Annotated in this window: 30 protein-coding genes; 21 read left to right on the forward strand and 9 right to left on the reverse strand. The window is 65.6% G+C overall.

The annotated features are described in order from the left end of the window. Positions 1-10: 10 nt before the first annotated feature. Positions 11-1,003: a LysR family transcriptional regulator gene (locus tag ABE093_RS03625; protein WP_430759476.1), complete on the reverse strand. Its 993-nt coding sequence runs from the start codon at positions 1,001-1,003 to the stop codon at positions 11-13. Positions 1,004-1,209: 206 nt separating this feature from the next. Here ABE093_RS03625 and cysG point away from each other — a divergent pair, with 206 nt between their 5' ends. The 5 genes from cysG (at position 1,210) to murU (ending at position 5,933) form a co-directional block, all read left to right on the forward strand. Continuing rightward, on the forward strand, positions 1,210-2,634 hold the full coding sequence (gene cysG / locus ABE093_RS03630; protein WP_430759477.1) for a siroheme synthase CysG: 1,425 nt from the start codon (positions 1,210-1,212) through the stop codon (positions 2,632-2,634). Between the two features lie 105 nt (positions 2,635-2,739). Next, positions 2,740-2,991: a GlsB/YeaQ/YmgE family stress response membrane protein gene (locus ABE093_RS03635; protein ID WP_430759478.1), complete on the forward strand. Its 252-nt coding sequence runs from the start codon at positions 2,740-2,742 to the stop codon at positions 2,989-2,991. A gap of 165 nt (positions 2,992-3,156) precedes the next feature. Next, positions 3,157-4,203, forward strand: a complete 1,047-nt coding sequence (locus ABE093_RS03640; RefSeq protein WP_430759479.1) for a hypothetical protein — start codon at positions 3,157-3,159, stop codon at positions 4,201-4,203. A 12-nt stretch (positions 4,204-4,215) separates the two neighbouring features. Further along, positions 4,216-5,229, forward strand: coding sequence for an aminoglycoside phosphotransferase family protein (locus tag ABE093_RS03645; protein WP_430759480.1), 1,014 nt, complete (start codon positions 4,216-4,218; stop codon positions 5,227-5,229). Next, positions 5,226-5,933, forward strand: coding sequence for an N-acetylmuramate alpha-1-phosphate uridylyltransferase MurU (gene murU / locus ABE093_RS03650; RefSeq protein ID WP_430759481.1), 708 nt, complete (start codon positions 5,226-5,228; stop codon positions 5,931-5,933). The genes ABE093_RS03645 and murU overlap by 4 nt, the downstream gene beginning before the upstream one ends. Here the strand turns inward: murU and hda are convergent. The 3 genes from hda to ABE093_RS03665 are packed head-to-tail and all read right to left on the reverse strand — an operon-like array spanning position 5,930 to position 8,932. Next, the gene (gene hda, locus ABE093_RS03655; protein WP_430759482.1) at positions 5,930-6,613 is read right to left on the reverse strand and encodes a DnaA regulatory inactivator Hda; all 684 of its coding nucleotides are present in this window, start codon (positions 6,611-6,613) and stop codon (positions 5,930-5,932) included. The genes murU and hda overlap by 4 nt on opposite strands. 1 nt (position 6,614) lies before the next feature. Beyond that, entirely contained in the window at positions 6,615-7,784 is a 1,170-nt protein-coding gene (locus ABE093_RS03660; protein ID WP_430759483.1) for an AI-2E family transporter, read from the reverse strand. After that, complete coding sequence (locus ABE093_RS03665) at positions 7,781-8,932, reverse strand: DUF2066 domain-containing protein (RefSeq protein WP_430759484.1); 1,152 nt, start codon at positions 8,930-8,932, stop codon at positions 7,781-7,783. Before ABE093_RS03665 ends, ABE093_RS03660 begins: the two co-directional genes overlap by 4 nt. Positions 8,933-8,994: 62 nt before the next feature. Here ABE093_RS03665 and purM point away from each other — a divergent pair, with 62 nt between their 5' ends. The 4 genes from purM to ABE093_RS03685 are packed head-to-tail and all read left to right on the forward strand — an operon-like array spanning position 8,995 to position 12,215. Beyond that, complete coding sequence (gene purM, locus ABE093_RS03670; protein WP_430760079.1) at positions 8,995-10,083, forward strand: phosphoribosylformylglycinamidine cyclo-ligase; 1,089 nt, start codon at positions 8,995-8,997, stop codon at positions 10,081-10,083. A gap of 4 nt (positions 10,084-10,087) precedes the next feature. Then, positions 10,088-10,744, forward strand: coding sequence for a phosphoribosylglycinamide formyltransferase (gene purN, locus ABE093_RS03675; protein WP_430759485.1), 657 nt, complete (start codon positions 10,088-10,090; stop codon positions 10,742-10,744). 20 nt (positions 10,745-10,764) lie between these two features. Continuing rightward, on the forward strand, positions 10,765-11,562 hold the full coding sequence (locus tag ABE093_RS03680; protein WP_430759486.1) for a DUF3108 domain-containing protein: 798 nt from the start codon (positions 10,765-10,767) through the stop codon (positions 11,560-11,562). Further along, the gene (locus ABE093_RS03685) at positions 11,559-12,215 is read left to right on the forward strand and encodes a DUF3108 domain-containing protein (RefSeq protein ID WP_430759487.1); all 657 of its coding nucleotides are present in this window, start codon (positions 11,559-11,561) and stop codon (positions 12,213-12,215) included. The genes ABE093_RS03680 and ABE093_RS03685 overlap by 4 nt, the downstream gene beginning before the upstream one ends. A 428-nt stretch (positions 12,216-12,643) precedes the next feature. Here ABE093_RS03685 and murA read toward each other — a convergent pair whose 3' ends face one another. Both murA and ABE093_RS03695 read right to left on the reverse strand, forming a co-directional pair. Beyond that, on the reverse strand, positions 12,644-13,924 hold the full coding sequence (murA, locus tag ABE093_RS03690) for a UDP-N-acetylglucosamine 1-carboxyvinyltransferase (protein WP_430759488.1): 1,281 nt from the start codon (positions 13,922-13,924) through the stop codon (positions 12,644-12,646). Between the two features lie 13 nt (positions 13,925-13,937). Further along, complete coding sequence (locus tag ABE093_RS03695) at positions 13,938-14,180, reverse strand: BolA family protein (protein WP_430759489.1); 243 nt, start codon at positions 14,178-14,180, stop codon at positions 13,938-13,940. A gap of 58 nt (positions 14,181-14,238) precedes the next feature. On the opposite strand from ABE093_RS03695, the gene ABE093_RS03700 reads away from it, so the two are divergent. The 7 genes from ABE093_RS03700 (at position 14,239) to hpf (ending at position 19,416) form a co-directional block, all read left to right on the forward strand. Beyond that, positions 14,239-15,228, forward strand: a complete 990-nt coding sequence (locus ABE093_RS03700) for a KpsF/GutQ family sugar-phosphate isomerase (protein ID WP_430759490.1) — start codon at positions 14,239-14,241, stop codon at positions 15,226-15,228. Positions 15,229-15,238: 10 nt separating this feature from the next. After that, positions 15,239-15,781, forward strand: coding sequence for a KdsC family phosphatase (locus ABE093_RS03705; protein WP_430759491.1), 543 nt, complete (start codon positions 15,239-15,241; stop codon positions 15,779-15,781). Continuing rightward, entirely contained in the window at positions 15,778-16,335 is a 558-nt protein-coding gene (lptC, locus tag ABE093_RS03710) for an LPS export ABC transporter periplasmic protein LptC (protein ID WP_430759492.1), read from the forward strand. The genes ABE093_RS03705 and lptC overlap by 4 nt, the downstream gene beginning before the upstream one ends. Beyond that, the gene (gene lptA, locus ABE093_RS03715; protein WP_430759493.1) at positions 16,325-16,822 is read left to right on the forward strand and encodes a lipopolysaccharide transport periplasmic protein LptA; all 498 of its coding nucleotides are present in this window, start codon (positions 16,325-16,327) and stop codon (positions 16,820-16,822) included. The genes lptC and lptA overlap by 11 nt, the downstream gene beginning before the upstream one ends. Before the next feature lies 1 nt (position 16,823). Further along, a complete protein-coding gene (gene lptB / locus ABE093_RS03720; RefSeq protein ID WP_430759494.1) occupies positions 16,824-17,543 on the forward strand; it encodes an LPS export ABC transporter ATP-binding protein in 720 nt (239 codons plus the stop codon). A 49-nt stretch (positions 17,544-17,592) separates the two neighbouring features. Then, a complete protein-coding gene (locus tag ABE093_RS03725) occupies positions 17,593-19,026 on the forward strand; it encodes an RNA polymerase factor sigma-54 (RefSeq protein WP_430759495.1) in 1,434 nt (477 codons plus the stop codon). Positions 19,027-19,098: 72 nt separating this feature from the next. Then, complete coding sequence (hpf, locus tag ABE093_RS03730; RefSeq protein WP_430759496.1) at positions 19,099-19,416, forward strand: ribosome hibernation-promoting factor, HPF/YfiA family; 318 nt, start codon at positions 19,099-19,101, stop codon at positions 19,414-19,416. Between the two features lie 29 nt (positions 19,417-19,445). On the opposite strand, the gene ABE093_RS03735 is transcribed toward hpf, so the two are convergent. The 3 genes from ABE093_RS03735 to ABE093_RS03745 form a co-directional block, all read right to left on the reverse strand. Beyond that, complete coding sequence (locus ABE093_RS03735) at positions 19,446-19,949, reverse strand: hypothetical protein (protein WP_430759497.1); 504 nt, start codon at positions 19,947-19,949, stop codon at positions 19,446-19,448. Positions 19,950-20,040: 91 nt separating this feature from the next. Beyond that, complete coding sequence (locus ABE093_RS03740; protein ID WP_430759498.1) at positions 20,041-21,660, reverse strand: PA domain-containing protein; 1,620 nt, start codon at positions 21,658-21,660, stop codon at positions 20,041-20,043. Next, positions 21,657-22,013: a hypothetical protein gene (locus tag ABE093_RS03745; protein WP_430759499.1), complete on the reverse strand. Its 357-nt coding sequence runs from the start codon at positions 22,011-22,013 to the stop codon at positions 21,657-21,659. Before ABE093_RS03745 ends, ABE093_RS03740 begins: the two co-directional genes overlap by 4 nt. A 340-nt stretch (positions 22,014-22,353) precedes the next feature. On the opposite strand from ABE093_RS03745, the gene ABE093_RS03750 reads away from it, so the two are divergent. The 5 genes from ABE093_RS03750 to ABE093_RS03770 are packed head-to-tail and all read left to right on the forward strand — an operon-like array spanning position 22,354 to position 25,284. Beyond that, positions 22,354-22,782, forward strand: a complete 429-nt coding sequence (locus ABE093_RS03750) for a PTS sugar transporter subunit IIA (RefSeq protein WP_430759500.1) — start codon at positions 22,354-22,356, stop codon at positions 22,780-22,782. Further along, positions 22,779-23,726 (forward strand): HPr(Ser) kinase/phosphatase, encoded by a 948-nt coding sequence (gene hprK / locus ABE093_RS03755; RefSeq protein ID WP_430759501.1) that lies wholly within the window; start codon positions 22,779-22,781, stop codon positions 23,724-23,726. Before ABE093_RS03750 ends, hprK begins: the two co-directional genes overlap by 4 nt. Continuing rightward, positions 23,723-24,589 carry an RNase adapter RapZ gene (rapZ, locus tag ABE093_RS03760; protein ID WP_430759502.1) on the forward strand — a complete coding sequence of 289 codons (867 nt, stop codon included), beginning with the start codon at positions 23,723-23,725 and terminating at the stop codon, positions 24,587-24,589. Before hprK ends, rapZ begins: the two co-directional genes overlap by 4 nt. A 29-nt stretch (positions 24,590-24,618) precedes the next feature. Next, positions 24,619-25,011 carry a PTS sugar transporter subunit IIA gene (locus ABE093_RS03765; RefSeq protein ID WP_430759503.1) on the forward strand — a complete coding sequence of 131 codons (393 nt, stop codon included), beginning with the start codon at positions 24,619-24,621 and terminating at the stop codon, positions 25,009-25,011. A gap of 3 nt (positions 25,012-25,014) precedes the next feature. Next, entirely contained in the window at positions 25,015-25,284 is a 270-nt protein-coding gene (locus tag ABE093_RS03770) for an HPr family phosphocarrier protein (RefSeq protein ID WP_430759504.1), read from the forward strand. The last annotated feature ends 3 nt before the right edge of the window (positions 25,285-25,287 follow it).

The following is a 25,287-nucleotide window of genomic DNA, read 5'->3' on the forward strand; positions in this document are numbered from 1 at the left end:
GCGCCTCGCGCTAGATCACGTAAGTCGCGATCTTCTCGCTGAGTTCCGTCCAGCTCGGCGGCGTCGGCCAATCCGCTTCGACATTGCCTTCCAGCACGCGGCGCACGTCGCGGCGATCGAGTTGCGGCGCCACCGCATGCAGCAGCTCGGTGGCGTAGTCGCGCAGCACGCGTTCGCGCGGCAATACCGCCCAGGCGATGCATTCGGGAATCGATGCCGGGGCCGTCAATGCCACCAGATCGACGGCGTCCTCCGGGGTCAACGCCATCTCGGCCAGCAAACCGACACCAAGCCCGGCCCGCACATAGGTCTTGATGAGATCGGCATCGCGCGCGGTCATCGCCAACTGTGGCTCCAGCCCATCCGCCGCGAACGCACGCCGCAGCGAGGAATCGGGACGGATCGACGATTCGTAGCTCACCAGCGGATAGGCTGCGAGTTGCGCCAGCGTCGGTGCGCCGATCGATGCCAAGGCGTGGTCGCGCGGCACCAGCACCTTGCGCTGCCAGCGGAACAGCGGCACCGCGATGCCGCCATCCGGCACGTGGCCCGCGGTGCTGATCAGGGCGAAATCGGCCTCGCCGCTGGCGAGCATGTTCAGCACTTCGCTGTCCGAAGTCGGCATCAGGTGCACGCTCACCTGCGGATAGGCGCGCTTCAATTTCGCCACCGCCTGCGGCAGCACGAAACGCGCCTGCGTGTGCGTGGTCGCCAGCACCAGGCGGCCGTTCGCGTCACTGCGCTGGTTGGCGGCATAGGCACGGATGTTGGCGGCCTCGGCGAGCAGGCGGCGCGCATGCACCAACACCTGCATGCCGCCGCTGGTGATGCCGTCGAGGCTGCGGCCCTTGCGCGAGAACAACAGGAAACCGAGTTCGTCCTCGAGCTGCTTCAGCTGTTTCGACATGCCCGGCTGCGTCGCGTGCACGCGCTCGGCGGCGACGGTGATGTTGAGGCCGGAATCGGCGATGGCGACAAGGTAGCGGAGCTGGGTGAGGGTCATGACGTAAGCCGGCAGAGATCAGGCCACCGGCAATCCTGCCGAATGGTTATCTCTTTATTCGAATAGAGAGATAAATCTACTACCCCGACGACACCCTTGTCCATCGCGGCTTATGCCTTTACAGAATAAGCCAAATCGCGGTCGTTATTTCCGTCCGGCCCCCTGTCGTTTCAAGGTGGGATGAGCCCATTCCGCCTGCCCGACCAATGACCGCCCGGCTGTTTCCCCTGTTCGCCGATCTCCGCAACCGCACCGTCCTCGTGGTCGGTGGCGGCGGCGTGGCCCGGCGCAAGATCGCGGCATTGCTGGATACCGGCGCCCGCATCGTGGTCGGGGCGCCGGCGCTGGATCCGGAGCTTGCCGTGTTGGCAGACCAGGAGCGGATCGAGACGATCGCGGGCAGCTTCGTCGATTCCTGGCTCGACGACGCCTGGCTGGTGATTGCCGCCACCGACGATGCCGGTGCCAATCGCGCGATCGCCGCGGCTGCCAAGGCACGACGCATCTGGGCCAATGTCGTCGACGATGCCGAACTGTCGAATATCCACCTGCCCGCGCGCGTCGAGCGCGGTCCGTTGCAGATCGCCATTTCCAGCGGCGGCGGCGCGCCCATGCTGGCGCGCCACCTACGCGAGCAACTGGAAACGCAGTTCGACGAATCGCTGGGCGCGCTGGCCGAACTGCTGCAGCGGTCGCGCGCGCACATCCGCGCGAAGCTGCCCGATCTTCCCGCGCGCCGGCGCTTCTTCGATCGCATCCTCAAGGGCCCGATCCCGGCGCTGCTGCGGCGTGGCGACGCGATCAGCGCGGAACGCGCCTTGCAGGCGAACATCGATTCCGCGGCGCCCGTGCGCGGCCGGGTCGCGCTGGTCGGCGCCGGCCCCGGCGATCCCGGATTGCTGACGTTGCGCGCATTGCGCCTGCTCAACGAAGCCGATGTCATCCTCCACGATCGCCTCGTCAGCGACGAGGTATTGGCGCTGGCACGCCGCGATGCCGAATTGATCGAAGTCGGCAAGCACGTTGGCGGCGATCACCATGCCACCCAATCGGCCATCCATCGCCTGCTCGTCGAACATGCCAGATCGGGCAAGCGCGTGGTCCGCCTCAAGGGCGGCGATCCCTTCGTCTTCGGGCGCGGTGGCGAAGAACTGGAAGCGCTGCAGCTGCACGGCATCGATTTCGAAGTGGTGCCCGGCATCACCGCCGCGGTCGCCTGCGGCGCCTACGCCGGCATCCCGCTCACCCATCGCGACCACGCGCAGTCGGTGCGCTTCATCACCGCCCATACCAAGGATGCCGACGACGGCATCGACTGGCGCGCCCTCGCGCAGGATCGCCAGACCCTCGCCTTCTACATGGGCGTGTCCGGGCTGGAACGCATCCGCGATCGCCTCGTTGTCCATGGGCGCAGTGCGAACACGCCGGTCGCGCTGGTCGAAAACGGCACCCGCGCCGGGCAACGGGTGGTCGTCGGCACCCTGGCCGAACTGCCGGAACTCGCGCACGTGCATCGGGTCGCCGCGCCCGCCATCCTGTTCGTCGGCGAAGTGGCGGCACTGGCGACACGCCTGCACTGGTTTGGCACCTCCCCTCTGCAGGGGCTCCCGGCGCTGGCACGCGCCGCCTGATCCCCGCCTGGGTCTGAAGCCTTGCCGCATAGCAACACACCACGCACACGGACCTTGCTAGGATCGGCCCGCAACACTTCCCACCACCTAGAGGGATTCAGAGATATGGGCGGCATCCTGTACACCATCATCATCGGCGCGGTCATCGGTATCCTTGCGCGCTTCTTCAAGCCCGGTGCGGATCCGATGGGTTGGATCCTGACGATCATCCTCGGTATCGCCGGTGCGTATGTCGGCAGCCTGCTGTACCACGGCGGCGGTTTCGTCGGTTTCGCGATTTCCATCATCTGCGCAATCGTGCTGCTTTTCCTCTACGAGTTCATCCGCGGCAAGATGGCCAGCAGCAGCAACTCCTGACGTTCCATCGGCAACGATGCGACGCACCAACGCCCCGGCTCGCCGGGGCGTTGTCGTATGGGTCACAGTTCCGCGCACTGGCATCGACCCATGCCCGCGAAGACGCTTGGCCGCTTTTTCCGGCGTGCTAGTGTCGGGCGCACATTGGACAACCGGCTTCGACACATGCGCCCCAGCCTGCTTTGGACAGCCTGCCTGCTGGCAGCGGCAACCAGCCTGCCGATCACCGCGGCCGAAAAAAGGGATGCCGACGAAGAAGCCTGGATCGCGGCGCGCGATGCCGGCGCAACGGCCGGATTCAAGGCCTATCTGAAGGAATTCCCCAAGGGCCGCCACGCTGCCGCCGCGCGCGTGAAGCTCGCAATCCTCGGAGATGCGAGCGGCGCGCAACCGGCCACATCAAACGCTGCAACCACCGCACCGGCCAAATCCGTGGTCCCGAAAGCGACCGCAGTCACGCGTCCCCACCTGCCGTTCGAACTGAGCGACGACGTCTGGAACGCGATCGAGAAATCCGATCTCGTGCGCGCCACCTATCCGCGCAAGACCATCGAGATCGCCTACACCGACGTCACCGACTCCGACTTCGCGAAGCTGCATGTGCAGACCAACCAGGTCGTCAACAAGCGGATCGTGCCGTTGCCCGATGCGCAGGGCTACCAGGAAGTGGAACAGCGACAGGAAATTTCCTGGACCAACAGCAACGGGGGACGCGGCGCTCCGCAGACGACGTCGAGCCGTAATTATTTCCTGGGCGGCATCCTCGACCTGGGCGCAGTCAATGCCGAAGGCGGGGCCATCGGGCGACTGAGCAAGATCCACGAAATCCAGGGCAGCCTGTATCCCCTGCACGTCGGCGCGGAAATATCCTTGCGCTACGACTACGAATACGTGCAGAACCACGACTACAACAGTAGCGTGGCGACGAAATGCCGGATCATCGCCAAGGTGGCGGCGTCGACATTGAGCCCGCAGCTGCCGGGGGACGCCTGGCAGTTGAGTTGCCAGACCACCACCGTGATGAATGGAAAAACCAACGAAGCCGCGAGCGACAAGCAGTACATCGTCGGCGATTGGGGGGTGACCTACCACCAGCTCGGGATCCTGGATCTCACGAAAAAAACCATGGTGGTCCCGGATGGGCGTTATCAGTACAAGTTCATGACGTCGATGCACACCATCGACGGCTACCGGATCACCGCCCGGGATTGATAAGCTGGGCGGATGACCCACGAAACACCGTCTCCCCGCGACCTCGAACGCATCGCGTGGACCACGCAAATCCTCGGCGCCGGCACCACCCAGCATCGCGCCTCGTTCGACGCCGGCTTCCGCAGCTACTGGCGCACCGACACCTCGCCCACGCGAATCGTGATGGATTCGCCGCCGGGGCTGGAAGACGTGGCGCCGTGGCTGGAGATCCGCGACCTGCTCGGAAACGGTGGCGTGCGCGTGCCTGAGGTGCTGGCCGCCGATATCGAACACGGATTCCTGCTGCTCGAAGACCTCGGCGTCAACACCTACCTGCACGATCTCGACGCCGACAATGCCGATGCGTTGTTCGATGGCGCATTCGCGCAACTGGCGAAACTGCAGGCGATCGCGCCGCCGGCCGGGTTTCCGCGCTACGACCACGAACGACTGTCGATGGAACCGCGCCTGTTCGACGAATGGTTCTGCATCCGCCATCTCGGAATGACGCTGGATTGCGGCGAGATGGAGATGCTCGATGCGGCCTATCTGCACCTCGTCGACACCGCGTTGGCGCAAGCGCAGGTGCTGGTGCATCGCGACTTCATGCCACGCAACCTGATGCGCACCTCGACCGGCGAATCGCCTGCGGTGATCGACTTCCAGGGCGCCGTCGCCGGCCCCATCGCCTACGACCCCGCCTCGTTGTTCAAGGACGCCTTCATCAGCTGGCCGGAAGATCGCGTGCAGGCATGGCTGCACGAATACCATCGCCGCGCCATCGCCGCCGGCTTGCCGCTGCCGCCGATCGAGCGTTTCCTGCACGACGTCGACCTGATGGGCGTGCATCGACACCTCAAGGTGCTCGGCATCTTCGCGCGCCTGAACTATCGCGACGGCAAGCCGAAATATCTCGAAGACGCGCCGCGCTTCATCGCCTATCTCGACACCGTGCTGCCGCGGCACCCCAGGCTCGCGGCACTGCACGATTTCATCCAGCGCCGGGTGAAACCCGCGATGGCCGAACGCGCGGATGCTGCACGATGAAGGCGTTGATCTTTGCCGCCGGCTTCGGCGAGCGCATGCGCCCGCTCACCGAGCGCACGCCGAAGCCGCTGCTGCATGCCGGCGGAAAATCGCTGATCGAATGGCACCTGGAGAAACTCGCCGCGTTCGGCATCCAGGACGTGGTGATCAACACTTCGTGGCTGGCGGAACAGTTTCCCGAACAACTCGGCGATGGCTCGCGCTGGGGGCTGCGCCTGCATTTCATCCATGAAGGTCCGCAACCACTGGAAACCGGCGGCGGCATGTGGAATGCGCGCACGCTGCTTGGCGATGCGCCGTTCCTGGTGGTCAATGGCGACATCTGGACCGATTTCGATTTCGCGCTGCTGCCGCGCGAACCCGTCGGCGATGCCCACCTGGTACTGGTCGACAATCCTTCGCAGCATCCACAGGGCGATTTCGCATTGGCGGTCGACGGCCATGTCCGCATGGATGGCGACGACAAACTCACCTACTCCGGTATCGGCGTCTATCGTCCGCAGTTCCTCGATGGCTGGCGCGAGTGCGTCGGTGACGCACCGGGTGCGGACGAAACACCGCCGCGTTTCCGCCTGCTGCCGCTGATGAAGGCGGCGATCGCGCGCGATGCGATGACCGCGATTCATCACCGCGGCCGCTGGACCGATGTCGGCACGCCGCAGCGATTGGCGGCGCTGGATGCGGAACTGCGCGCGAATAGTTAATCGCGGCTGCCCAGCACCTCGCGCAAGAACGGCACGGTGAGGCGCCGTTGCGCCGCCAGCGACGCGCGATCGAGCTCATCGAGCACATCCATGAGGCTGCCGAGATCGCGATCGCAGCGGCGCATCAGCCACTCGGCGGATGCATCATCCAGCACCAATCCACGCTGCTGCGCACGCGCGCGCAACAAGCCGAGGCGCTGCGCCTCGTCCAGTGCCGGCAACGGCAGGCGCGTCGCTTGCCCCAGGCGCGAGCGCAGATCGGGCAAGGCGAATTCCAGCTGCTCCGGCGTCGACCGCGCGGCATACAGCAAGCGGCCGCCACCATCGAGCACGCGATTGTGGAGATCGAACAACGCGACTTCGTCGTCGCGATGTCCGACGATCGCTTCGAGGCCATCGAGCGCGAGCAGGCGATGGCGTTCGAACATCGGCGCGACATCGGCAAGACTGCCCGCGACCTGCGGCAGGGCAAGATAGGCCGATTCGCCGCCACTCGCGGCATGCGCCGCCATCAACAGATGGGTCTTGCCGACGCCGGCAGGTCCCGTCAGCAACCAGGCGCGTCGTCCTTCATCGATGCCATCCGCCAGCACCTGCGCGGCCGCGCCGACGAAATTGTCGAAACGGCGATCAGCGCGGGTCGCCAGCGCCAATGGCAATTGGATGCGATGCCGGCTCACTTCACTCGGGGATGTCGATGTCGTTCAGTGCTTCGCCGATGCTGTCGGGCACGATGATGTGCGACTGCGCGGGCTCGTCGCCGCGATACAGCTTGCTGGACAGATAGGTCTGGTGGACATGGCGCATCAGCACGTTGGCGACGGCCGCGACCGGCAACGCCAGCAGCATGCCGAGGAAGCCGAACAGCGCCTCGCCGGCCATCACCGCGAAGATCACCGAGACTTCGCCCAACCCGATGCTCTTGCCGACCAGTTTCGGCGTGAGCACGTAGCTTTCCAGCAACTGGCCGACGCCGTACACGATGAACACGCCGAGCAGGTAATGCCAGTCGCCGTACTGCGCCAGCGCCGCGCCGCAGCCGAGGGTGAGCAGGACGATCGGGCCGAGGTAGGGCACGAACGAGCACACGCCGGCGAGCAGGCCGATCAGGATGCCGAGCTCGAGGCCGGCCACGCGCAATCCCACCGCGTAGAGCACGGCGAGGATCAGCATCACCAGCAACTGGCCGCGCAGGAACGACCGCAGCACTTCGCTCGATTCCTTGGCCAGGCGATGTACCAGGTCGGTGTGGTCGCGCGGCACCAGGCTGGCGACGCGACGCACGACCTCGTCCCAATCGCGCAGGAAGAAGAAGGTCAGGATCGGAATCAGGACGAGGTTCACCGCCCAGCCGAGCACGCGGAATCCCGAACGCGACACCACGCTCAGCACGGTGGTGGCATAACCGCCCGCCTGCTTCCAGTGTTCTTCGACCCAGGCAGTGATCCGTCCGGTGTCGAGCCACTCGGTGATGCGCACGTCGAAATGGCTTTCGACCCATGGAATCGCGGTGGCCAGGAACCAGTCGCGGTAACGCGGGAAGGCCGCGATCAGCGTGGCGATCTGGTGTTCGATCAACGGCACCAGCACCAGGGCCGCGATCACGACGATCAGCAGCATGACCAGGTACACCACCACGACCGCGAGATTGCGCGAGAGCTTGTATCCCTGCAGCCGGCGCACGAAGGGATCGCCCAGCCACGCCAGCAGCAGCGCGACCGCGAACGGCACCAGCACCGAAGCGAGATGCGCCAGCAACCACAGCACCGCAAGCGCGATGGCAGCGAACTGCACGCGCTGGAAAAACGCAGCGATGCCGGCGAGCGACGCCCGCGGCGAACCGGTGTTCATCGCACCCGATAAATGGTGGGCACCGGCGCCGGCGTCTTGTCGGCATCGGTGGAGGGCTTCTTGTCGCCACCCGCATTGGCATCGACGGCCGGCGCAGGCGCGGCCTCAGGCACCACCACGCCACCGTTGGCAGCGATGGTTGCCAGGCCGGCGCCGCCACCCGCCACCGAGATGCGCAGGTGCAGGCCATCGGCGGTCGCATCCACCGGAACCACGCGCTTGATCTGCGGCTGGCTTTCCAGCCACGCCATGGCGCGCAGGTAGTCCTCGCTGGAATTGATTCCGACCAGCTGGATGGTGAAGTCGGACACCTCGTTGCTCGGCGGCTTCGGTACCGGCTTGCCGGGGCGTGCGTATTTGCGGATCAACGCATCGGCGGCGATGTCGGCGCCACCGGACATCGCGGTGCGGGCATCGGCACTGCTGGTGGACGAACGTGCCAGCACCCTGCCCTTGTCGACGAAGATCCAGTCGCCACGCCAGGTCGGGCCGGTGCGATAGAGCTTGCCGACCAACTGCATCGGCGGATCGTAGGCAGCCGACGCACGCGCCACCGCGGCGACATCGCTGCGCCAGATCGAGCCGGCCATCACCTGTTCGGAAGCATTGCCGGTGGGCAGGCCGAGGCGATACCCGCGCGCCTTGGCACGATCGAGCACCGGGCGCGCGGCATTGGCCTGGGCCAGGCCGACCAGGCGCGGACCGCTGCCGTCATCGATGGCCAGCCACAGGACCGGCTTCGGGCGCGGTTCCGGCCAACTCGCCATGCCGGTCTTGCCGACCAGTTCGTTCACCTTGGCCGGATTGAAGCGCACGACCAGCATGGTCTTGAAGGACGGCGCGCCCGTGGTCGAAACGCCTTCGTCCTGGCGGAAGTCGAAACTGGTGACATAGGCCTTGGCGTTGCGGACTTCATCCGCCACGCCGGGACGGGCGATCGGGTTGCGCTCGCCGGAGAGATTGGTCAGCACCTTGAGCAGCGCGCGCGAGAAACCGTTGTTGCGTTCCGTCTCGGACTGGTTGCGCACCGGCACTTCGGTCGCGTACTGGCCTTCCGCCACGGCGCGGTCGCCTTCCACGCGCTGGGCCAGCACCGGCATCGCCAATGCCAGCAGGCACGCGCAGCAGAACAGTTTGAACGCTCGCATCAGGACTCCTTGCGCGCCGTCACAAGGCACGCACACCCTCGAATGGTGCCGCACGGGGCGTGATGCGTCCATCCCGGCTAAACTTGCGGGCCCGTTTTCCCGGAATTTCCGCCGTGTCCCAGACCCCGACGCCCCTGACCTATCGCGACGCCGGGGTCGATATCGACGCGGGCAACGAAGTGGTCGAGCGGATCAAGCCACTGGTCCGCCGCACGATGCGCCCGGAAGTGCTGGGTGGCGTCGGCCTGTTCGGTGGACTGTTCGACCTGGCCGGTCGCTACAAGGAACCGGTGCTGGTCTCCGGCACCGATGGCGTCGGCACCAAACTGATCCTCGCCAAGCAGCTGAACCGCCACGACACCATCGGCCAGGACCTGGTGGCGATGTGCGTGAACGACGTCCTGGTCCAGGGCGCCGAACCACTGTTCTTCCTCGACTATTTCGCCACCGGCAAGCTCGACGTCGACACCACCGTGAACGTGGTCGCCGGCATCGCCAAGGGCTGCGAAATCGCCGGCTGCGCCCTGATCGGCGGCGAAACCGCCGAGATGCCCGACATGTACCCGCCGGGCGAATACGACCTCGCCGGCTTCACCGTCGGTGCGGTCGAGAAATCGAAGCTGATCGACTCCGGCAAGGTCCGCGCCGGCGACGTGCTGATCGGCATCGCCTCCAGCGGTCCGCATTCCAACGGTTATTCGCTGGTGCGCAAGATCCTGCAGCGCGCCGGCAACCCACTCGACCTCGATGTCGGTGGCGTCAAGCTCGCCGACGCGCTGATGGAACCGACCCGCATCTACGTCAAGCCGGTGCTGGAATTGCTGGCGAAGCACGACATCCACGCCATGGCCCACGTCACCGGCGGCGCGCTGGTCGAGAAGATCATCCGCGTGGTGCCGAAGGAATTCGGCCTCGAGATCGATACCTCGTCGTGGCCGCTGCCGCCGGTGTTCGACTGGCTGCAGCGCGAAGGCAACGTGCCGCGCGAGGAAATGTGGCGCACCTTCAACTGCGGCATCGGCTTCGTGCTGATGGCGGCGCCCGGCGATGTCGCCGCGATCGAAGCCAGCCTCGACGGCCAGGGCCTCGCCCACTGGCGCATCGGCGAAGTCACGGCTGCCAGCGGCGACGAACGCCTGCACATCCGTTGATATCGTGAGCGATACCGCTCCGTTGCCGCGCCTCGCGGTGCTGTGCTCGGGACGCGGCAGCAACCTCGGCGCGATCCTTGCCGCCATCGCCGCGGGAACGCTGGATGCGGAGATCGTCGGCGTGTTTTCCGACAAGCCGAAATGCGCTGCCTTGCGGCTTGTTCCGGAGGCATTGCGCTGGAGCGCGAAACCGGGCGATTTCGCCAGTCGCGGCGACTTCGACCAGGCACTGGGCGATGCCATCGCCGCCGCGCGTCCGGACTGGATCGTCTGCGCCGGCTACATGCGCATCCTCGACAGCGCCTTCGTCGAACGCTTCCGCGGAAGGCTGCTGAACATCCATCCCTCGTTGCTGCCGCGCCATCGCGGGCTCGACACCCACCAGCGCGCGCTGGAAGCCGGCGACCGCGAGCACGGCGCCAGCGTCCATTTCGTCATTCCGGAGCTGGATGCCGGCGCGGTGATCGCCCAGGTCGTGGTTCCGGTGCAGTCGGGCGATACGCCGCAATCCCTGGCGGAACGCGTGCAGGCGCAGGAACACCACCTGTACCCGGAGGTCCTGCGCTGGGCGGTGGCGGGACGGTTGCATGAACGTGACGGCACCGCGGTGCTCGACGGTCATACGCTGTTTACACCGCGGCGGCTAGAGTTCGCCGAATGATGAATACGGGTCCATCCGCCGTGAAGCCTCTTGTCGCCAGCACCCTGGCCGGCATCGCCTGCCTGTTGTCGCCGTTGGCGATCGCCCAGACCGCGCCTGCGGCAACCAGTCCGCAGCAGGTGATCGTCGCGCCGGATGCCGCGTTGCCCCCGCTGATGCGCAAGGTGCTGGTGCCCTTCCGTGCGACTTATTCGGTGGCGCGCAATGGCAGCCCGGCCGGTGTCGCCTCGATGCAGGTGGTCGATCTCGGCGGCGGTCGCTGGCGACTCGACCTCGGCATCCGCGGCACGCAAGGGCTGGCGGGTCTCGCCGGATTGAATCTCCAGCAAAGCACCGTGTTCGAGCGCGTGGGCGATGCCTTCCGTCCGATCAGCCAGGCGACCATCAAGCACCTGATGATGAGCAACAAGCGCATCACCGGCACCTACGACTGGTCGCGCAATTCCGCGCAGTGGACGGGCGATGTCAGTTCCAAGCGCCGCGCGCCGGTCGTCCTCCAGGCCGGCGACATGAACGCGCTGCTGGTGAATCTCGCGGTCGTCCGCGACGCCGACGCCGGCAAGCCGCTGCAATACCGCGTGGTCGACAACGGACGCGCGCGCCTGCAAACCTTCACCACGTCCGCCGCGAAGGAAGTCGTCACCGTCGGCGACCTCTCCTACGATGCCTGGCGCGTCAGCCGCACCAATGCCGGCAGCGACGGCATGGATGCCTGGGTATCGGACAATGTGCCGACACCGGTGCGCATCCTGCAGAACGACAGCGATACCGGCACACTCGAATTGCTGCTGACCGATTACAAGGGGCCCGCGAAATGAAAACGATCTTCAACTCCTTGCTGGCCATCGGCCTGCTCTCCGCCAGCCTGTCGGCGCACGCCGCGCTCAAGCCGTTCAACGCGACCTACCAGGCCACCTACATGGGCATGGATGCGGTCGGCAAGATGACGCTGGTATCGCAGGGCGGCAGCCAGTGGAAATACAGCATGTCGATCGCCGCCAAGGTCGGTTCGGCGAAGCAGAGCACGACGTTCGAGGACGTCGGTGGCACCTGGCGTCCGCTCAACGGACAGGACAGCACCAACGTGCTGTTCCGATCCGACCTGCGCAACGCCAATTACGACTGGGGCAAGCGCGAAGCGACCTGGTCGGGCAAGGTCAAGCCTGATCGCCGTGGCCCGATCGCACTGCAGTCCGGCGACGTCGACGCGATGCTGATGAACCTCGCGATCGTCCGCGACGTCGAGGCCGGCAAGCCGCTGCGCTATCGCCTGGTCGACAACGGCAAGGCCAAGATGGTGAGCTTCACCGTCGCCGGCAAGGAAACGCTCACGATCGCCGGCAAGCAGGTGCAGGCAACGAAAGTGAACGGCGATGACCTGGTGCTGTGGGTGGCGAGCGGCTATCCGGTGCCCGTCCGCATCCACAAGAACCAAGACAACATCGATCTGAAGCTGCAAAGCATTGATTGAGGGCGAAAGCTCACGGCACGCGCTATCTCAGCGGGTTGCCGGTCCGGTGCGCGGGACGCCGTGAATACGTCCATGTAGGCTCGTGCGCGTCATCCATGACGCGCAACGCCCGCTTACCGGACCGGCTACCCACTGAGCGCGCGTGTTGCGGCTTTCTCGGGGCGTGAGTAAGAGCAACAGCCCGCGAGCTGTTGCTTTCAAGTCTCTACCTGCTTACTCCGGACTGGCGAGCCCACCGCGCGAATCGCTGCCTTCTCAGACGCTTGAAAGCCACCACCGGCAGCGCCTATGCGGTTCGTCCGTATGGCCGACCATTTTCCGCCGCATGGATGCGGCGGATGAGCCTACATGGATGTATTCACGGCGTGTCGGCCATATGGATAACCGCGATAGGCGCTCAGCCGAGCGATGCTTTTCTGAGATGTCAGTCAGTCGATGCGCCGAATTCGCGCGCCGAGTCCAGACAACTTCTCCTCGATGTGCTCGTAGCCGCGATCGAGATGGTAGATACGGTCGATCACCGTCTCGCCATCGGCCACCAGGCCGGCGAGGATCAGCGACGCCGACGCACGCAGATCGGTCGCCATCACCTGCGCGCCCGACAGCTGCGGCACGCCGCGCACCATCGCGCTATGGCCCTGCACGTGGATGTCGGCGCCGAGGCGCTGCAATTCCTGCACGTGCATGAAGCGGTTTTCGAAGATCGTCTCGTTGGTCATCGATGCGCCGTCGGCGATGCAGTTCATCGCCATGAATTGCGCCTGCATGTCGGTGGGGAAAGCGGGATGCGGCGCGGTGGTGATGTCGACCGCCTTCGGTCGACGGCCATGCATGTCGAGGGTGATGCGATCGCCGTCGATGGTGATCTCCGCGCCAGCCTGTTCGAGCTTCTGCAATACGGCATCCAACGAACCGGGATGCGCGTTGACCACGGTGACGCGACCGCCGGTCATCGCCGCGGCGACCAGGAAAGTACCGGTTTCGATGCGATCGGCAAGCACCGCGTGATGCGCGCCATGCAGGCGCTCGACGCCCTCGATGGTGATGCGCGGGGTGCCGGCGCCTTCGATCTTCGCGCCCATCGCGATCAGGCAATCGGCGAGATCGACGATCTCCGGTTCCATCGCGCAGTTTTCCATCACCGTGGTGCCGCGCGCGAGCGTCGCCGCCATCATCACGTTCTCGGTCGCACCCACGCTGACCATGTCGAACACCACGCGGCCGCCGCGCAGCCCACCTTCGACTTCGGCGCGGATATAGCCGTGCTCCACGGTAACGGTCGCGCCCAGCGCTTCCATCCCCTTCAGGTGCAGGTCTACCGGACGCGAACCGATGGCACATCCGCCCGGCAACGACACTTCGGCCTGCCCGTATTTCGCCAGCAACGGACCCAGCACCAGCACGGAGGCGCGCATGGTCTTGACCAACTCATACGGCGCGACATGGCTGTTGACGCTGCGCGGGTCGACTTCCACCGCGCTCGCCTTGCCGGTGCCCAGCGTGCCCTGGTCGATGGTGATACCCGCGCCCAGCCCGGCCAGCAGGCGGGTGGTGGTCACCACGTCGTGCAGGTGCGGCACGTTGGAAATCGCAACCGGCTCGTCGGCCAGCAAGGTGGCGCACAGGATCGGCAACACCGCGTTCTTGGCGCCGGAAATACGCACCTCGCCCCGCAACGGGACGCCACCTTGCACAACGATTTTCTGCATCAGTTTTCTCGGATCACAGGCCGGCGGCGGTCGCCTCGGCGGGGGTCAGGGTACGCAGCGACAGGGCGTGGATTTCGCCTCCCATGCGCTCGCCCAAGGTCGCGTAGACCATACGGTGGCGGGCCAGCGGCAGCTTGCCCTCGAAGTCGGCGCTCACCACCAGTCCCTCGAAATGGACGCCATCGTCGCCCTGCACCTGGGCACGGGCACCGGGCAGGCCGGTTTCGATCAATTCCTGGATGGTTTCTGCACGCATCGGCGCTACGGGTCCACGGCTACAATAACGGCCACAAGATTAAAGGAATCCCGGGGAAATGTCCGGAACCGGACCCACTGCACCGACGTTCGCCGCCAGCGGAAAACGCGTCTTCGACGTCGAAATCGACGCCCTGCGCGCGGTCGGCGCACGCATCGACGGCGACTTCAGCCGCGCCTGCGAATTGCTGCTGGCCACCCGTGGTCGCGTGGTCTGCGTCGGCATGGGCAAGTCCGGCCATGTCGCCCGCAAGATCGCCGCGACCCTGGCCTCGACCGGCACCCCGGCGTTCTTCGTGCATCCGGGCGAAGCCGGCCACGGCGACCTCGGCATGATCACCGACGCCGACACCGTGCTGGCGCTGTCGAATTCCGGCGAGACCGACGAATTGCTGATGTTGCTGCCGGTGCTGGCGCGCCAGGGCAACGTGCTGGTGGCGATGACCGGACGCCCCGACTCCACCCTCGCCCGCGAAGCCGCCGTCCATCTCGACGTCAGCGTGCCCGCCGAAGCCTGCCCGCTCGATCTCGCACCGACCAGCAGCACCACCGCCGCACTGGCGATGGGCGATGCGCTGGCCGTCGCCCTGCTGGAAGCGCGCGGCTTCACCGCCGAGGACTTCGCGCGCTCGCATCCGGCCGGCAGCCTCGGTCGCCGCCTGCTGCTGCACATCCGCGACGTCATGCACAGCGGCGACGCGGTGCCGACCGTACCCGCCGGCGCCACCCTGGGCGAAGCACTGGTGGAGATGAGCCGCAAGCGCCTGGGCATGACCGCCGTGGTCGACGAGGGCCAGCACCTGCTCGGCCTGTTCACCGACGGCGACCTCCGCCGCACCCTGGACGATGCCGGCATCGATGTCCGCGCCACCCCGATCGCCAGCCTGATGACGAAGACGCCGCGCACCGTCAGTGCCGACGCCCTCGCCGTCGAGGCCGCCCGCCTGATGGAAGCCCACAAGATCAACGCGCTGATCGTGATCGACGGCGAACGCCGGGTGGTCGGCGCCCTCAACATTCATGACCTGTTGCGCGCCCGCGTGGTGTGATCGGCCATTCATGCATTCCAACTATTCCCCCGACCTGCTCGCCCGCGCCGCCCGCATCCGCCTGATCGGCTTCGATGTCGACGGCACGCTGACCGATGGCCGCCTGCAATTCGACGACCACGGCCACGAATCCAAGACCTTCCATTCGCAGGACGGCATGGGCATGGTGCTGCTGCGCGAATCCGGGATCGAGACCGCGATCGTCACCGCGCGCGTCAGCAACCTGGTGGAACTGCGTGGCAAATCGCTGGGCGTCCGCCACATCCACACCCATGAGCGCCGCAAGCTGGCACGCATGCAGGCCATCGCTGCCGAAATGGGCATGGGCATGGACGAGGTCGCCTTCATGGGCGATGACCTGCCCGACCTCGCCACCTTGCGTGCGGTCGGCCTCTCGATCGCGCCGGCCGACGCCCATCCCTGGGTCCTCGCCGAAGCGAACTGGATCACCCCGCGCAAGGGCGGACGCGGCGCCGCCCGCGACGCCTGCGACCTGCTGCTAGCCGCCCATGGCAAGCTCGACGCCATCCTCGCACTGGGAGAGCACCCGTGAGCTGGCGCGCATGGCTGACCGTCGCACTGGGCGTGGCCGCGCTGCTGGCCGGCCTAGCGATCTGGAATGAGAACAACCACCTCAAGACCCGCGGCGAGGCCGAGTACCGCCCTGATTACGTGCTGACCGATTTCACCATGGTCTCGCTCGATGAAAAGGGCAAGGAAGCGCTGACGGTATCGGCGCCCCAGCTACGCCGCAATCCCGATACCCAGGCGATGGACCTCGACACCCCGACCTTCCTGTTCCCCGACCGCAACAACCGGCGCTGGCGGGCGACCTCGAAGACGGCCTGGGTCAGCGCCAAAGGCGAGCAGGTGAAGCTGCGCGGCGACGCCGTGATCGACTCACCGACCGGCGATGCCGACCAGGGCAGGATTTCCAGCCCGACCCTCGATGTCTTCACCGAAAAAGGCAAGGAACGCGCCACCACGCCGGATGCGGTCGTCATTACCAAGCCGGGCACTATAATTCGCGGTCGGGGCCTGGACGCCGATTTCAACCAGGATCGCGTCGTGCTCCATAACGAAGTCAGGATTCAATATGCCCCCTAAGTCGCGCGCCAGTCTGATCGCCCTGCTGCTCGCCCTCGCTGCGTCCGCCGTGGTCCAGGCGAAGACCTCCGATCGCAAGCAGCCGACCAACATCGAAGCCGACCGCGTGGAATATTCCACCAAGTCCACCGCTCCCAATGTCCTCGACGGCAACGTCGTGGTGATCCAGGGCACGATGACGGCGAAAGGCGCGCATGCGACGGTGTGGGCGACCAATGGCAAGACCAACCGCATCCTGATGACGGGATCGCCGGTGGTGCTGACCGAAACCCTCGATGACGGCTCGCCGATGAAGGCGACCGCCGCCCAAGTCGACTACAACCTCGATACCGAAACCGCGGTGTTCACCGGCAATGTCGTGCTGACCCAGCCCAAGGGCACGATGAACGGCCAGAAGGTCACCTACAACATGAAGACTGGCACCGTGAACAGCGGCGGCGACGGCACCCGCGTGAAGATGGTGCTGCAACCGAAGTCGGGCACCTGACGTGCTGGTCGCTGAAGGTCTGCGCAAGCGCTACAAGTCGCGTGAGGTCGTGCGCGATTTCGGGCTCACGCTCGATGCCGGCGAAGTGGTTGGTCTGCTCGGCCCCAACGGCGCCGGCAAGACCACCTGCTTCTACATGATCGTCGGACTGGTGCCGGCCGATTCCGGCAACATCACGCTGGACGGCCAGGACATCACCCCGCTGCCGATGTACACCCGCGCCAAGCGCGGCGTCGGCTACCTGCCGCAGGAACCCTCGGTGTTCCGCAAGCTGTCGGTCGCCGACAACATCCGCCTGGTGCTGGAACTGCGCACCGACCTCGACGCCAACGGCCGCCGGCGCGAACTCGAATCGTTGATGGACGAACTGCAGGTCGCCCACGTCGCCGACCAGATGGGCGCCAGCCTGTCCGGTGGCGAGCGTCGTCGCGTGGAAATCGCCCGCGCGCTGGCCGCGCGTCCGCGCCTGATGCTGCTGGACGAACCGTTCGCGGGCGTCGACCCGATCTCGGTCAACGAAATCCAGCGCATCGTCCGCCACCTCAAGGATCGCGGCATCGGTGTGCTGATCACCGATCACAACGTCCGCGAGACGCTTGGCATCTGCGATCGCGCGTATATTCTGAATGAAGGCGCGGTACTGGCCCAGGGCGCTCCCGCGGCGTTGCTGGACAATGCCGATGTGCGCCGCGTGTACCTGGGCGAATCCTTCCGTCTCTGACAACCCTGTCTTGATGGAAACCGCCTGATCCGATCCCCCCGGAGGCGGTTTGAAGCAGCAGGTCAATCTCTCGCAGTCGCAGCAGCTGTCGCTCACGCCACAGCTGCGCCAGTCGCTGCATCTGCTGCAACTCTCGGCGCTGGAGCTGGAAGCGGAAGTCGCCCAGGCGATCGAGAACAACCCCCTGCTCGACTGGCTGGAAGGCGGCGAGCTCGGCACCAGCGAAGCGCGAGAGTCCGGTGAGGATGCCGACGTGCGCGAGGCCGAGCCGACGCGGGAAGACGGCGAAGCCGCCGATCTCGGCGACATCGAATGGAAACTCGACGAAGGCGACGTCGTCGGCCAATGGACGCCGAGCGACGAAGACGACGAGGATCCGCGACTCAATCGCGCGGCACAGGAATCGCTGCAGGAACACCTGCGCTGGCAGCTGCACCTGAGCCCGCTCGATGCCCGCGCCCAAGCGATCGGCGTGGCGCTGGTCGATGCCATCGACGACGATGGCTACCTGCGCGACGCTCTCGACGCGATCGCCGAAGCCTTGCGTCCCGACATCGACGCCAGCCACGACGAAATCGCCACGGTACTGGAGCAGGTGCAGCGCTTCGATCCCCCCGGCGTCGGCGCCCGCGATCTCGGCGAATGCCTGTCACTGCAACTGCGGATGCTGCCGCCTTCGCGCGAACGCGATCTCGCCCTGACCCTGTGTGGCCCGCAACTGGAACGCCTGCCGAAACTCGGCATCGAAGGCGCTGCCCGCCTGCTTGGCTGCAACAACGAGGACGCCACCGCGGCGATCACCCTGCTGCGCAGCCTCGATCCCAAGCCCGGCTCCGCGATGGCATCGCTGGAACAGGACACCTACGTGATCCCCGATGCGGTGATCTGGCGCGACCGCGGTGTCTGGAACGTCGCCCTGACTGGCAACTCGGTGCCGCGCATCGGCATCCACGAGGGGTATGTGCGGATGATCCGCCGCGCCAACCGTGACGACGCCAGCTACCTGCGCGGCCAGCTGCAGGAAGCGCGCTGGCTGCTCAAGGGGATCCGCGCCCGTGGCGAAACCCTGCTCAACGTCGTGCGCTGCCTGGCGCGCGAGCAATCGGGCTTCCTCGAATTCGGCGAACAGGCGCTGCGCCCGCTCACCCTGCGCGAGCTGTCGGTGAAACTCGGCCTGCACGAATCGACGATTTCCCGCGCCATCGCCCGCAAGCACGTGCGCACCCCGCGCGGCACCCTGCCGCTGCGTGCCTTCTTCGCCTCGGGCATCGATACCGGCGCCGGCGGCGAAGCATCGAGCGCCGCGATCCAGTCCATGTTGCGCCAGTTGATCGCCGCCGAAGACCCGCGCAAGCCGCTATCGGACGCCGCCTTGGCCGACAAGCTGAAGCTGTCCGGAATACCGGTCGCCCGCCGCACCATCGCCAAATATCGTGACCTCCTGCGCATTCCTCCGTCGAACGAACGCGTGCGAATGAATTGACGAAATCTTCACGCCACTCGCCGCGGATTGCGCAATGCTGGATGCGCCCATCCGGGCGACACAGGAGCCGCCATGAATCTCGAAGTCCACGGCCATCAGCTTGAAGTCACCGACGCCCTGCGCAGCTATGCGAACGAAAAGTTCCAGCGACTCGGCCGTCACTTCGAGCATCCGTTCGACTCCAAGATCCAGCTCTCCATCGACAAGCCGAACCACTGCGCGGAAGGCACGGTGGTCGCCAACGGCCGTACCCTGCATGCCGAAGCCAGCGCACCGACGATGTACGCGGCGATCGACATGCTGGTGGACAAGCTGGATCGTTCGTTGATGAAAGTGAAAGACCGCATGGTCGATCACGGTCGCGGCGATTCGGTGCGACAGCAGGCGTAATCAGCACGCATGCATCCAGCGCGTCTAACTCACGCGCTGGATGCCGACTCCTCGCATTTCCACGACGTGCCGCCGGCCTGTGCGTCGAACTGCACGACATTGCCGCGACGCTGCAATGTGTAGCCATCGCCGGCGTAGGTTTCGCCTGCGCCATCGCGGCCACCGCGCGCGAGCTTGAGCTTGCGACCACCACTCCACGCGACATTGGCCGTCACGCCCTGGTACGAAACGCGCAATTGCGTGCCGTTTTCGCAGACGTAGGCCACTTCGGCTTGCGGGGCCAGCATCGGCGTCGGCGTTTCCGGCGGCGGCAGCTTGATCTTGCGTGGAATGCCGGCCTGCACCTTCTGTGTTTCACCCTTCGCGATTTTCGGTTGTTCGATGGGTGCAGGCACCGGTGCCGGCGTTTCCGCGACGACTGGTTGCGCCGCAGCCGGTGATGTTTCAGCCGTTGGCGAGGGAACGGGTTTGTCCTGTTCGCGCTGGCAGCTCGCCAACAATGCCAGTGGAATGATCAGGTAGGCGCGCTTCATGGCGAAACTCCATTGAATGCCGTGCATCCATGTTCTCAAAAAGAACAGCCCGGCGCCGTGAAGCGCCGGGCTGCATGTTTCGACAGGATGTTTACTTCTTGGAGCGATGCGCACTGCAACTGGCGATGCGTCCGCCCTGGTTGCCCTGCAGCAGGCCGCTGGCCGCCAGCTGGTTCTTGTAGTTGCTCATGCAACTCTGATACCCGCCCTTGTTCGACGCCGCAGCCATGCACAGATCATCGCGCGCCTGGACACTGGCGCCGATGATGATGCCGCCCGTGGAAATGACCGGAACACCGGTATCGCAACCATCGATCAGCGCATTGTTCGGATTCAGGGTCCAGCCGATGTCCTGGAACGCCGCAGGCGTCAGGTCGAGATCAAGATTCGCATTCAACGTATCCGTGATCGCCGGTTCCATCAGCGCATTCGGCGTTGCCGACACGTCGTAGTGCGAGAACGTCGATCCCGGCTGCAATGTCGCGGGCGCATACAGTCGGGCGTAACCTGCCGCATCCGCGCCAGCGTGCCAACCCGGCACCGCGGCCACCGCGACGCTCACACCGGGAGTACCGGCCTTGATCGCCGCACCATCGGCCTGGCTGATCATCAGCGCCGGAATGGTCGCGGTGATCGTCGGATCATCGGCCATGTTCAAAATGCCCGCGGTGTTGTTGGCGACGATGACGGCGATCGCACCGGCATCCTGCGCGTTCTTGGTCTTGAGCTCGAAACCGCAGGTTCCGCGATCGACCAGCGCGATCTTGCCGGCGTAGGCACCGGCGGGGGATGCCGAGCAGCCCTGCGTCGGTGCGGCGCTGCCGTCATTGACCACGACCACCTGGCCATTGAAGTTGGAGGTCGTGACTGCCGGACCGAATACCGCGGTGCCGTACTCGTAGTTGCCGACGGTATTGCCGCTGGCGCGCAAGCCGAGCGCCTCACCCAGCACCAACGGAACCTGTGCGGTCACGTTCGGCCCGCGGAAAACCAGCTTGCCGGCCTTCTCCGCGGTCACGCGACCGGCGTTGGTCAGCTCGTACCAACCCTTCTGCGTGGCATCGTCGTAAACGAAGCTCGAGAAGATGTCCTGGTAGCCGGCCAGCGGCGCACCGGTGTTGACATTGCCGAACCCGAGGAAGCCGAGACCGTGGCCGATTTCATGCATGACCACGTTGAGGAAGTTGATCTGCCCGGCTGGCGTTTTGCCATCCAGGCCGTAGTACCAGCCCGACCCGGGTGAGCACGGCGTGCCATCGGGATTGCTGCCGCCCCATGACGAATTGAAACGGCTGACGATGTCGACACCCGCGCCATTCTGCAGATCGGTGCCGATCAAGGCATCGGACAACGCGGCGGGATAGATCCGTGTCGGCTGTCCATCCGCAGTGAGCAGATAAGCCGTTGCCGGCCCCGCGGACCCCAGCGTCGCGCCGGTGGCATCACAGGTCAACGGCTCGAAGCTCGCCTGGACCCGGATCTGCACATCGCTTTGCAACACCGAGCCCCAGAGATCGGCGGCATATTGGTAAACGATGCGACGCTGTTCGCCGATCGTGGTGCCGGGATTGCCGCCCTCGGGCGCACGTGCAGTGGTGTCGTTCAAACCCTTGCCGGCCGGATCGACATTGATCGGCACGATCTCGGCCGCTTGCGCGGCGCCGGCGAGCGTCAAGCCGATCGAGAGAAGGAGAAGAAGGCCCTTGTTCACTTGATCGCCTCCTTGCGGACCGGGGCAACCGGCTTCTCGTCATGGGAAGTCGTGTAGGTGCCGTCGGCACGCTTCACCGCGTAGACATTCATCAGCCGGTCTTCCGGAACGGGAATCTCGACGATGCCGGCGGGCAGTACGCGCTTTGCGGCCACGGCTTCGGTTTCAGTCCGCGGCATCACCAGGCGCTTGCCTTTCGACGAGGCATCGCCACGCAGGAAGGCCTCCCGCTTCGCTGCCTTGGCGGCGGCTTTGTCCGCCGGTTGTGCGGCCTGTACCGTGGTTCCGGCCAGGAAGATGACGCCGATTGCAGCAGCCGGCAAAAGATGTCGGAGGTGATACGTCCTTCTCATGATTCTCGATTCCTTTGTTGATGTCTGTTGGGAACAACGCGGAACGGGGTGATACATACACAGGGCCACAAACTGTGGCCCATGTCCGGTTTTATATTGCACAGGGGCACAGTTGCCGCAAGCCGCGACCAGGCCGTGGCAACCCCGGCAATTCCTTTCATTGGCCTTTCAAGCGGGTTTTCGCGCGTTCAGCGTCAGCGTCCATGGTTTGGGGCTCGCTCCGATCCGTGCCGTTTTTTTGCCCTGCAATATGGATCTGCGGGGACAGGAAGATGAACCCGGCAGGGCCCCTCACCCGTTCTGCTATATCCTTCCCGCCAGCACTTCCCCGGCCTGGTCCATGCCGATTGCCTCATTGCTCAATCGCGAGCGCGTCAGCACCAGCAAACGCGCGCTCGATCGCCAAGACGCCCTGGCTGCCGTCGCCGACCTGCTCGGCCAACCCGGCGCGCTTGAAGCATTGCTCCAGCGCGAACAGATGGGCAGCACCGCGATCGGCCACGGTGTCGCGGTTCCGCATGGCCGCATCGCCGGTTTGAAGGCGCCTGTTGGCGCTTTCCTGCGTCTCCCGACACCAACGCGATTCGGCGATCAGGACGTCGATCTGGTATTCGCGTTGCTGATGCCGACGGACAATCCGCAATTGCATCTGCACGCGCTGGCCGATATCGCGGCATTGTTTTCCGACGACGACGTGCGCGAACGCCTGCGCAGTGCGGTCAACGACGATGTGCTGTTCCACCTGCTCGCCGAGGGAGCATCGTCATGACGCTGTCGGTCACCGCACGCGAAACCTTCGACGGACTGGAATCGCGACTGGACCTGCGCTGGCTGGCGGGCCTCAACGGCGATTCGCAAGTCCTGGAAGCGGTTGAGACCAACGCACGCCGTCCGTCGCTGGCGGGCTACCTCAACATCATCTATCCCAACAAGGTACAGATCCTCGGCGCCGAGGAACTGGCGTGGCTGGATTCGCTGGACGCCCGCCCACGCTGGGACGTGATCGGCCGCATGATCGACGCGCGCCCGCTGGCGCTGGTGATCAGCAAGAACCAGGACTGCCCCTCCGACCTGTTGCGCGCGGCCGAGGAAAACGACACGCCGCTTTGGGTGTCGCCGCGCCGCGGCCATGAGCTGTTCAACCACATCCAGTATTTCCTCGCGCGCCGGCTCGCGCCGCGCATCACGCTGCATGGCGTGTTCATGGAGATCTATTCAATCGGCGTGCTGATCACAGGCGAATCCGGTTCGGGCAAGAGCGAACTGGCGCTGGAACTGATCACGCGCGGCCATCGCATCGTCGCCGACGATGCGCCCGAGTTCACCCAGATCGCGCCCGACGTGCTCGACGGCACCTGTCCGGAAATCCTGCAGGACATGCTGGAAGTCCGCGGCATCGGCGTGCTCAACGTGCGCCAGACCTTCGGCGACACCGCGGTGAAGCGCAACAAGTACCTGCGCCTGATCGTGCACCTCACCCGCCCGCACCTGGAGCCGAAACCGGGCGGCATGGATCGCCTCACCGGCGATCTCGACACCCAGCGCATCCTCGACCTCGACGTCCCGCGCATCACCCTGCCGGTGATGCCCGGCCGCAACCTCGCCGTGCTCACCGAAGCCGCGACGCGCCAGCACATCCTGCGCGCCAAGGGCGTCGATCCCGCCGCCGCCTTCATGGCCCGTCATTCGCACTTCCTGGAACCCTCGCCATGACCACGCCCCGCCTCATCCTGGTCACCGGCATGTCGGGTTCCGGCAAATCGGTCGCGTTGCGCACGCTGGAAAACCTCGGTTTCCACTGCGTCGACAACTTGCCCGCGGAAATGTTGCCGGAATGGGCGCGACGGATGATCGCCGACGACGGCTTCCCGATCGAACGCATGGCCGCGAGCATCGACATCCGCAGCCGCAGCGACCTCGCGCAGATGCCGGAGTGGCTGGGCGAAGTCGGCGCGATCGGACTCGACCCACAGCTGGTTTTCCTCGAAAGCTCCGACGAAGTGCTGGTGAAGCGCTATTCGGAATCGCGCAGCAAGCACCCGCTCAGCCATCTCGGCCTGGCACTGGCCGACTCCCTGCGCCTCGAACGCCAGGCGCTGAAGCCGCTGCGCGCACTCTCCGACGTGCTGATCGATACCAGCGCGCTCAACGTGCACCAGCTGCGGCGCACGCTGACCAAGGAACTCGACGCCACGCCCGACCACCAGCTGTCGCTGCTGTTCGAATCCTTCGCCTACAAGCGCGGCATTCCCGCCGATGCCGATTTCGTGCTCGACGCGCGCATGCTGCCCAACCCGCACTGGGAACCGGCGCTGCGTCCGCTCTCGGGACGTGACAAGGCGGTGCGCGAATACTTCGAAGGCGAGCCGGAAGTCACCACCTACGTGAAGCAGGTAACCGACTTCCTCGACACCTGGCTGCCCAAATTGCAAGGCGAAACCCGCAGCTACGTCACCGTCGCCTTCGGTTGCACCGGCGGTCGCCATCGTTCGGTCTACCTCGCCGAAGTGATCGCCGAACACGCCCGTGATCGTGGCTGGGAAGAAGTCGCGACCTTCCATCGCGAACTCGAGTGATCGCCACGGTCTCATGCTAATTTGATGGCATGAGCGTCGGACTCCTCCTCGTCACCCATGAAGGCATCGGCAGGCCGATGCTGGCCGCGGCAGAGCGTCTGCTGCGCAACCTGCCGCTGAAAACCGGCGTCTACGAATTGCCGTTCGATCTCGATCCGCAAACCGCCTTGCCGCTGGCGAGCGCGGAGTTGCGCAAGGTCGATGACGGCGAAGGCGTGCTGGTGTTGACCGATGTCTACGGCGCCAGCCCGAGCAATCTCGCCGCGCAACTGGTGCGCCTGGGCACGCCTGCGAGACGCGTGTCGGGGGTGAGCCTGCCGATGGTGCTGCGGGTGATGAATTACGCCGACCACGATCTCGCCGGGCTGCAGTCGATCGCCTCGGTGGGTGGTCGCAACGGTGTTGTCCTGGACGAGGGCTGAGCGATGGCAGAGCAAGAGATCCCCGTCATCAACAAACTCGGCCTGCACGCGCGGGCCAGCGCGAAACTGGTGCAAACCACGGCGCCGTTCAAGGCGAAGATCATGCTTGCCGCACGCGGCCGCGAAGTGGACGCCAAGAGCATCATGGGCGTGATGATGCTGGCGGCCGGCGTCGGCAGCACGGTCGTGGTGCGCGCCGAAGGCGAAGACGCCGATGCCGCGGTCGCCGCGGTCGTCGACCTGTTCGCACGCCGCTTCGACGAGGGCGAGTAAGCG

Source organism: Solilutibacter silvestris, assembly GCF_050574925.1.
Taxonomy (GTDB): domain Bacteria; phylum Pseudomonadota; class Gammaproteobacteria; order Xanthomonadales; family Xanthomonadaceae; genus Solilutibacter; species Solilutibacter silvestris_A.